The sequence below is a fragment of the Amycolatopsis sp. NPDC045836 genome, assembly GCF_056431745.1.
The window spans coordinates 1-7,687 of record NZ_JBWKKF010000053.1 but is presented as its reverse complement, the minus strand read 5'-3'; the positions used below and the strand labels follow the sequence as shown (position 1 = coordinate 7,687).

Here is a 7,687-nt window from a genome sequence, read left to right as displayed (position 1 = left end):
GCTGGGAGCGCCGCGACGACATCCACGAAGCCTTCCTCGGCTTGGCCACCTGCATCCTCTGCTGGCGACACGTCGCACGACTTTGTTAGGAACTCCTAGAGTACGAACTCAGCAAGTCGGCGCTCGTGGTTGTCGTGTGCTCGGTGCCCACTGTCGCCGTCCGGCCAGGGCGGGGCGACGGGTGCGACGACAGGTTGGTCCGACGATCTCGATGCGGTCTTGCGCATTGGTCCGCGTCGACGAATCCCGGCAGCGAAGGCGCGGCGCAGGGGTTTGCAGCAGCCAGTGCCGCATCCACCAGGCTCGCCGATCGCGTTGCATGACCTGGTCGGTGACCCACCAGATGAACGGCAGGTCCCCGTGGGCGCGTGCCTGGTGCGCGGTCAGGTCCGGGCCGCCCTGCGGCACACGCTCGAACGGGTCGTCGATCAGCGGCGGGGCAGCGTGGTCGCGACGCCGGAACTGGGCACTCGGTGCACCCGGAGGTCCACGGGCTGGCCCCGGACGCGCGGTTCCCGTGGATCCACACCTTCGACGACCACGAGGTGGAGAACAACTGGGCGGGGGACACCTCGCAGGTGGACACCGAGCCCACCCAGGACCCGGCGGTGTTCCGGCAGCGCCGGGCGGCGGCCTTCCAGGCGATGTACGAGAACCTGCCGCTGCGGCGGCAGCAGCTGCCGTCCGGACCGGACGTGCGCATGCACCGCAGGCTGCGGTACGGCCGGCTGGCCGATCTCACCATGATCGACACCCGCCAGTACCGCGACGACCAGCCGTGCGGGGCCGGCTGCGCCGACCGGTTCGACCCCGGCCGCAGCATCCTGGGCGCCGAGCAGCGCGACTGGCTGCTCGACGGGTTCAGCCGCTCGGACGCCCGGTGGCAGATCCTGGGCAACCAGGCGCCGCTCGGGCAGACCGACCGCGACCCCGGCCCGGCGCTGGACGTCTGGTACGACCCGTGGGACGGCTACGTGGCCGACCGCGACCGCGTGCTGGCCGCCGCGCAGGACCGGGACGTGCGCAACCTGGTGGTGATCACCGGCGACCGGCACCAGAACTACGCCTGGGACCTCAAGCGCGACTTCGCCGACCCGGATTCGCCGGTGGTGGCCAGCGAGTTCGTCGGCACCTCGATCACCAGCGGTGCCGACGGCGCGGACATGAACGACGACGGCGTGAAGTTCCTCGCGGCGAACCCGCACCTGAAGTTCTTCAACGCGCAGCGGGGCTACGTGCGCGTTGACGTCGACCGCGAGCGCTGGCGCAGCGATTTCCGCGTGCTGCCCTACGTCACGAAGCCGGGCGCGCCGATCTCGACGCGGGCGAGCTACGTCGTGGAAGACCGGCGACCCGGCGTGCGGGAAGCCTGACCAGCGCGGCCAGGACCAGCGCGAACACCGGTAACCACAGCAGCCGGTGCCACGGCCAGGCGCCGGTGGGTTCGTCGAGCAGGCCGGGCAACCGGCCCGCGAGCAGCCCGGTGAAGCTGACCAGCAGCAGCGCGGCCTGGTGCCAGCAGTAGAGGGCCATCGCGGACCGGTTCAGCGCCGCCACCGGAACCCGCACGCACCGCGGCAACCGGGTGAGTCGCGAGCGCAGCAACAGGAAGGCGCCGAGCTGGGCGGCGGCCAGCGCGATCGTGAACAGCGACGGTGGCGCCAGGTTCGACCAGCGGTCTCCTGGCACGCCGACCGCGCTCGCCGGGTACCCGCCGAGCCACACCAGTGCGGTGCCGCTGACCACCCCCAGTGGCAGCAGCACCGCACCGGCGCGGCGGGGCAGCCGTCCGTCGGCCATGGCGATGCCGAGCAGGTACGGCACGGCCCAGCCCACCGGCAGCCCGGCGAGCGCCAGCCAGTCCGGCAGGCCGTGCGGGCGGAGCAGGTCGAGCACCGCGACCAGTGCCACCGGGACCGCCGCCACCCACGGTCCACATCGGACGACCGCGGCCCGCAGGACCGGCGTCAGCGCGACCAGCACCAGGTAGACGAGCAGGAACCAGAGCGGCTGGGTGAGCAGGGTCCACACCAGCTCGCGGGTGCTGCCCGCCGCGTCGACGGCGTCGAGCAGGAACACGGCGGGCACCCACACGGCGGCGAGGGCCAGCAGCGGCACGGCCAGTCGGAAGAAGCGCAGCGACTTTCCCCGACGGGCCCGGTGCGTGGCCGCGAATCCGGCCGCGAAGAAGAACGGGCCCAGCGTTTGCAGCAGCCAGGTCACGGGGGCGAGCGCGGGCGCGTGGGCCAGCGGGCTTTCCCCGTGCAGCGCGGTGGGCCGGTACGGATCGCTGACTACGGCCGTCACCAGCCAGTGCCCGAGCACCACCCCGCCGATCGCCAGCGCCCGCAACACGTCCACCGACTCGTCGCGGGCGGTCACGGGCGCACCGCGATCCGGGTCAGGTTGGCCAGCGAATCCGTGCCGGGGCTCAGGTAGTGGTCGTGATCGGCCACGTCGGCGGTGCTGAACACGCGGGCGCCGAAGGCCGGATCGACGGGTTTGGTGCCGTGGCCGAGGCCGAACAGGCGCACCCCCGGCACCCACCGGATCCAGTCGGCGGCGGACTGCCCGGCCCAAATCCGTGCCGTGGTCCGCAGTTGCGCGGCGTTGTCCACGCCCATGCCCGGACTGCCGTACACGGCGATGTCGGTCACCTGGCGGGGGAGCGTCGCCTGGCCGATCACCGTCGAACCGTAGCTGTGGCCGAGCAGTGCGATCGTCGCTTGTGGACGGGTGGCGACCAGCCCGGCCACGAACCGTTCCAGCGCGACGGCCCCCGCCCCGGCCATCTCCGCCCGTGCCGCGTCGGGTCCCACGCCGCCCGGGGTGTCGTAGCCGAGCCACGCGATCACGGCGAACCGTGTCGCGGGAGCGGCGTTCGTGGCCGCCTGGTACAGGTCGGCCGCCTGCACCGCCGGAGCCCGGTAGCGCTCGTTCCCCACGCCGGTCCAGAAGTTGGCCGCCCGGTTGGCCACGCCGGGCACCAGCACGGCGATCCGGTCGGCGGTGGACAGATCACCGAAGACCTGTGCCACGCGGCCGTCACCGCGTGGGTCGAACAACAGGAACTGCCCTTCCCGATCGCGGTACGGCGAGCCCGCCGCGCGCATCGCCAGTTCGTTCGCCGCGTAGCGCAGCGCCGGCGGGGCGCCGTCCGAAGTGCCCAGCACACCGGGGTACCGGGAGACCAGGTCCGCTGCGTCGTGGTTCGCCAGGAATTCGTGCAGTACCACGGGATCGGTGTGCACCGGATCCGGCAGGAGCCGATCGTCGGCGAGCCAGGCGGCCAGGCCCTCGGGTGGTACCGGCCGCACCGCACCGGGAGCGGCCAGCAGCGTGGCCGACGCGGGCGCCACCATCATCGCGACGGAGGCGAGCACGGACAGCAGGTTCGTCCCGCTGGGACGGTGGATTTGGGTCACGGGAGAACGGTGCCGATTCCGCGGCGCCGCGACATCGGCCCGGCGAACACACCGGCCGGTGCGGAGGGTGGCCCGCGGGCGTACGCCCTCAAGCCGATGTCCGCGTGTCGATCACCTGGTTATGATCACCGCATGCCTGCCGCCCGTTCGCCGCTCAACCGGATTCCGGCGGGGGGCCGGACGGTGCTGGCGTGGGCCGGGCTCGTGCTGTCCCCGGTCGTGCTGCACCTCTGGCTGGCCTTCGACCGCGAATACAACCTGCTGCCGTTGCTGGCCATGGCGCTGCCCGCCGGGGTGCTGCGACGGCAGCCGCTGGTGGCACTGGCCGTCCTGCTCGCCGAGCTGGTGTCGGTGGAACTGGTGGCGCTGCCGCCGCCGTCCGCTTCCGGGGTGCACACGGCCACCCGGGACGTGCTGACGGTGAGCATCGATCTCGCGGTCGCCTACCTCGCGGTCGCCCGCCGCCTCAGGGTTTCGCTCCTCGGTGCGGGACTGGCGCTCGTGGTGCAGCTCGTGGTGGCGGCCACGACCGACGTCCGGTCCGACGACCCCGAGAACGCGTTCATCCCGTACCTCTTCGCCCTGCTCAGCGCCTGGGCGCTCGGCTACGTGGTGCACCAGGCGCGGAAGTACCGCGCTGCCCGGCGGGCGCAGGCGGAGATCCAGGCGGTACAGGCCGAACGGCTGCGGATCGCCAGGGAACTGCACGACATGGTCGCGCACAGCATCGGCGTGATCGCCGTGCAGGCCGGAATGGGCAGCCGCGTTCTCGACACCCAGCCGGAAGAAGCCCGCAACGCCCTGAACGCGATCGAGCACACCAGCCGCGAGACGCTGACCGGGTTGCGGGTGATGCTCGGCGGGCTCCGGCGCGACGAAGCCACCGTGGTACCGCCGGGCCTGGCCGAGCTCGACGATCTGGTGGAGCGCGTCCTCGACGCCGGTGTGCGGGTGAGCGTCCAGTGGCGGGGTGCGCGGAAACCGCTGCCACCGGAGGTGGACCTGGCCGCGTTCCGGATCATCCAGGAAGCGGTCACCAACGTGGCCCGGCACGCCGGGACCGACCGGTGCGAGGTGTGCGTCGACCAGCGGGACGGGGAGTTGTTCGTCGAGGTGACCGATCACGGACGCGGTGGACGGCCCGGCACGGGCTACGGGCTCACCGGGATGGCCGAACGGGTCGCCGTGCTGCACGGCGAGTTCACCGCCGGACCCCGGCCGGACGGCGGGTTCCGGGTGACCGCGCGGATTCCGGTGGGCGGCCGATGACCGTGCGCGTGGTCCTCGCCGACGACCAGCCGCTGATCCGCACCGGCCTGCGGGTGCTCATCGCGGACACCGAGGACCTGACCGTGGCCGGTGAGGCCGGCACCGGCACCGACGCGGTCCGGCTCGTCCGCGAAACCCGGCCGGACGTGGTGGTGATGGACATCCGGATGCCCGGCATGGACGGCATCGAGGCGACCCGGCAGATCACCGCCGGTACCGGCCCGCCGCACGTCCTCGTGCTCACCACCTTCGACGACGACGAGTACGTCTACGGCGCGCTGCGTGCCGGTGCCGCCGGGTTCCTGGTCAAGGACATGGCACTGGACGACATCCTGGGCGCGATCCGCGTGGTCGCCGCCGGTGACGCGCTCATCGCGCCGAGCGTCACCCGCCGCCTGATCGCCGATTTCGCCCGTGGCCCGGCAAGAGCGCGGGCGCACCGGACGAGCGAGGGCATCACCGATCGCGAGCGCGAGGTGCTGACCCTGGTCGGGCTGGGCCGGTCCAACGGCGAGATCGCCACCGAGCTGTACATCAGCGCGGCCACCGCGAAGGCCCACGTGGCGCGGCTGTTCACCAAGCTCAACGCCCGCGACCGCGTGCACCTGGTGATCATCGCCTACGAAATGGGCCTGGTAGCCCCCGGGGCGTAAGCCCGCGGGCCGATGTGCCGGGCCACCGGTCCCGGCATCGTGGCGGAGCACCCGAAGGAAGGACCCCGATGCTCCGCTCGACCCTGACCGCCGCGACGGCCAACCTGCTCGCCCGCACCCCCGTCCTGGACACCGAACTGCACACGCTGACCGGCCTGGTCCGCCCCGGTGACGTGTGCGTGGACGTGGGTGCGGCGGCGGGCCTGTACAGCCAGGCGCTGTCCCACCTGACCGGGCCGGGTGGGGTGGTGCACAGCGTCGAGCCGGTGTTCTTCTCGCATCCGTTCTGGTCCCGCGTCCTGGGCGCCTGGGACCGCCCGAACGTCGTCCGCCACACCACCGCGCTGGGCGCCGAGCCGGCACAGGCGGCGATGCGGGTACCGTTCCGGGCCCACGGGCCGGACACCAGCCGCTCCTTTCTCGCCTGGCGGTCCCATGGCCTCGGCTCGAATGCCGAGTTCGAGCACCACGCCGACCTGCTCGTCGACGTGGAAACCCTCGACGGCCTCCACGCGGCCACCGGCCTGGCCCGGCTCGACTTCGTCAAGATCGACGTCGAGGGCGGGGAACTGCACGTGCTGGCGGGCGGGCAGCGGACGATCGAGGCGTACCGGCCGACGCTGCTGATCGAGATCGAAGCCCGCCACACCGCGCGCTACGACCACACCCCGGCGGACGTGGTGGCCTGGCTGACCAGCCGCGGCTACACCATGCACGCCTGGCACGACGGCTGGCAGCCCACACCCGAGGTCTGCGTGCACGCGAACAACTACCTGTTCACCCCGTCCACCTGACTCGGCCGCCAGGGTGATTGCTATGAGTGGGGTCACGCCCCGAACGCCCGGTCCAGGTAGTCCTCGAACTGCACGGTCACCGAGTGCTGGTCCGACGGCCAGTTCGGCACGGCCACCGTGCGCGACTGGCCTCCGCCGCCCCGGACCACCTCGGTGACCTGGATCGGCTCCCCGGCCGCGGGTTGCGCGGGCAGGTAGGCGTCCACGCCGGTGAGGAACGGCAGCGTGTTGAACGGCGGCAGCGCGTTGCCCAGTGCGGACGTCAGGTCGCAGTTGTCGTCGAAGGCGAAGGCGGCGAGGACCTGGCGGACGCGGGGCGCCACCCCCGGCGCGAGCACGTTGACGCCGTCGAGTTCCAGCCGGTCGTTCTCGGCCTGATCAGCCCACCATTCGCGGCCGCGCAGCACGGTGAGCGCGGTGTGGGTGGGGCATTTGTCGACGTGGTCAGCAATCCCGCCCGGCGCGGGGACCTGCAACCGGAGGAACCGGTCGCTGCGCTCGAACGGCTCGAAGTAGTGGTGGTAGGTCTGCTGGCCTTCGCGGGTCAGCACCAGCTCGTAGTGCTGGTGCTGCTCGCCGCCGATCGGTCGCGGGACGCGATCGACGCACTGCGCACGCGCACTGCCTGCTGGCCGACCGCTCTGCCCTGTCCACACCGGACGCTGCGCTGGTGGAGTTGCTGCTCGGCTATGCCCGGTGGGCGTGCGGGAGGCCGCAGCTGGCGATCGAGTCCTTCCGCGCCGCGGCGGCCGTGTTCACCCACACCGACGACCCCTGAGCCAGGTTCACCAACCGGATCGCCGACCTGCGCCGGCTCGACAAGGTGCTGTGCGGGCCTGCCCCGCCGTCCACGGCGATGGTGGTCCTGACCGGTCCGGGCGGTATCGGGAAGTCGTTGCTGGCGCTGCGGTAGCTGCACGAGCACGCCGGCCGCTTCCCCGGTGGGCTGCTCTACGCCCAGCCCGGCGCGCGGACCGGCCGGCCCAGGCCGCGCGGTGCGGGCCCGCCTCGACGCCCTCGAGCACACCAGCAACCCCGGGTCCCCGAGCCAGCAGAAGGACACCGACCACGACGACGAGCACCCACGTTGACGACACCACTCCCGCCGCACCGGTGCACCGGCATGACACAAGCAGGATGCATGACCACGATCGACCTCGTCCCTCCACTGCGCGGCTCTCTTCCCGGCGCCCCCGCCTACGCGCGCGCACCACACCCGGCACACGGGAGCGCTGGCCTGTCCGGGCGAAACCCATCGCCTACGGCCGCCGTCGAGGTCGGGGTGAGCGCGCCTGCCCGGGAGGGGGCGGCCATAGCCGGCGCTACGTCGCTGCCGCCGGGCACGGTGCTGGTGCTCGCCACCGCCGACAGCCTGCGACAGCAGTCCGGCCAGCGGCGGGCCGAGGAAGTCGCTGGCGGTCAGTTCGGCGGCGAACAGGCGCCCGTTCGCGCTGGCCAGCTGCTCACGGCCGACCAGCTGCGGCACGATCGACTGCGCGCAGGTGTCGTGGACCGTCTCGGTCGTGCCCACCGCGAACGCGATGGC

8 protein-coding genes are annotated in these 7,687 nt (G+C 72.5%); 5 read left to right on the top strand and 3 right to left on the bottom strand.

Annotated elements, in window-relative coordinates; translation table 11 throughout:
* The first annotated feature begins 473 nt into the window (after window positions 1–473).
* A complete protein-coding gene (locus AC07EG_RS40195; protein ID WP_478258529.1) occupies window positions 474–1,373 on the top strand; it encodes an alkaline phosphatase D family protein in 900 nt (299 codons plus the stop codon).
* Here AC07EG_RS40195 and AC07EG_RS40190 read toward each other — a convergent pair.
* Window positions 1,294–2,382 carry an acyltransferase family protein gene (locus AC07EG_RS40190; RefSeq protein ID WP_478258528.1) on the bottom strand — a complete coding sequence of 363 codons (1,089 nt, stop codon included), beginning with the start codon at window positions 2,380–2,382 and terminating at the stop codon, window positions 1,294–1,296. The genes AC07EG_RS40195 and AC07EG_RS40190 overlap by 80 nt on opposite strands.
* Entirely contained in the window at window positions 2,379–3,425 is a 1,047-nt protein-coding gene (locus AC07EG_RS40185) for an alpha/beta hydrolase (protein WP_478258527.1), read from the bottom strand. Before AC07EG_RS40185 ends, AC07EG_RS40190 begins: the two co-directional genes overlap by 4 nt.
* A 132-nt stretch (window positions 3,426–3,557) precedes the next feature.
* Here AC07EG_RS40185 and AC07EG_RS40180 point away from each other — a divergent pair, with 132 nt between their 5' ends.
* The 3 genes from AC07EG_RS40180 (at window position 3,558) to AC07EG_RS40170 (ending at window position 6,141) form a co-directional block, all read left to right on the top strand.
* The gene (locus AC07EG_RS40180; RefSeq protein WP_478258526.1) at window positions 3,558–4,694 is read left to right on the top strand and encodes a sensor histidine kinase; all 1,137 of its coding nucleotides are present in this window, start codon (window positions 3,558–3,560) and stop codon (window positions 4,692–4,694) included.
* On the top strand, window positions 4,691–5,347 hold the full coding sequence (locus AC07EG_RS40175) for a response regulator (RefSeq protein WP_478258525.1): 657 nt from the start codon (window positions 4,691–4,693) through the stop codon (window positions 5,345–5,347). The genes AC07EG_RS40180 and AC07EG_RS40175 overlap by 4 nt, the downstream gene beginning before the upstream one ends.
* Before the next feature lie 68 nt (window positions 5,348–5,415).
* Window positions 5,416–6,141: an FkbM family methyltransferase gene (locus AC07EG_RS40170; protein WP_478258524.1), complete on the top strand. Its 726-nt coding sequence runs from the start codon at window positions 5,416–5,418 to the stop codon at window positions 6,139–6,141.
* A gap of 32 nt (window positions 6,142–6,173) precedes the next feature.
* Here AC07EG_RS40170 and AC07EG_RS40165 read toward each other — a convergent pair whose 3' ends face one another.
* Window positions 6,174–6,797, bottom strand: a complete 624-nt coding sequence (locus tag AC07EG_RS40165) for a hypothetical protein (RefSeq protein ID WP_478258523.1) — start codon at window positions 6,795–6,797, stop codon at window positions 6,174–6,176.
* A 485-nt stretch (window positions 6,798–7,282) separates the two neighbouring features.
* Here AC07EG_RS40165 and AC07EG_RS40160 point away from each other — a divergent pair.
* Window positions 7,283–7,687, top strand: a 405-nt coding sequence (locus tag AC07EG_RS40160; protein ID WP_478258522.1) for a hypothetical protein, incomplete at its 3' end; no start/stop codon positions are given.